The organism is Streptosporangium oxazolinicum (assembly GCF_039537505.1).
GTDB classification, from domain to species: Bacteria; Actinomycetota; Actinomycetes; order Streptosporangiales; family Streptosporangiaceae; genus Streptosporangium; species Streptosporangium oxazolinicum.
Genome location: NZ_BAABAQ010000045.1, coordinates 1 through 652, shown reverse-complemented (window position 1 = coordinate 652; position 652 = coordinate 1). Strand labels below are relative to the sequence as shown.

The following is a 652-nucleotide window of genomic DNA, read 5'->3' as shown; positions in this document are numbered from 1 at the left end:
CTTCAAAGAAGAACTTTTCAGGGGTCATATTTGGTCGGGCATCTGTTCCTTCCTCGGCTACCGCCAGCAAGAAATCACTCTGTACTGGTCGCACGATAGCGCGAATGAGATCGGGCAGCGTCATGACAGGTAATTTCTCGGCCACCGAAAGCAGGTGATCGAAGCGCTTTTTTTCATTGCCGGTTGCTGCTTTCTCTTTCTTTTTTTGGTTCCAGAACATCACTTGCCGTGCCCTCCTTATCGTGATGATGATTTTCATTTTCTATGCAACCTACTTGAAATACAAGGCATTACCGATGTTTTTGTCGAAAAAATAAATGGAAAATCAAAATTAAAACAAGCACTTAGAGCATTCAAAAACATTGATTCTTTCGATGAAAAAGAAAGTATTTTTATTATATTAGATGCTGACACATCATTTTCTGACACAGAAAGATCAATAATTGCCACATTGCGAGAACTACAAATCTCCTCCCCCAGCTCGCATAACGAGATAGCTATGAATGGCAATACAAAAATTTCTTTCTTTATAATGCCAGGAAAAGACAAGCAAGGTGCCATTGAAGATCTGATAATTGAACACGCAAGCACTCGAGCGTTATATGAATACATAATAGAATTTTTCGAAAAAATTAAAAATAATAAAGATGAC

At 38.3% G+C, this 652-nt stretch carries 2 protein-coding genes; one reads left to right on the top strand and one right to left on the bottom strand.

Features of this window, described 5'->3' with window-relative positions; translation table 11 throughout:
• On the bottom strand, positions 1–223 hold a 223-nt coding region (locus ABD817_RS39450; RefSeq protein ID WP_344923576.1), incomplete at its 3' end, for a hypothetical protein.
• Between ABD817_RS39450 and ABD817_RS39445 the strand changes: the two genes are divergently transcribed.
• Positions 206–652, top strand: a 447-nt coding sequence (locus ABD817_RS39445) for a DUF3226 domain-containing protein (RefSeq protein WP_344923575.1), incomplete at its 3' end; no start/stop codon positions are given. The two genes, ABD817_RS39450 and ABD817_RS39445, sit on opposite strands and share 18 nt — an antisense overlap.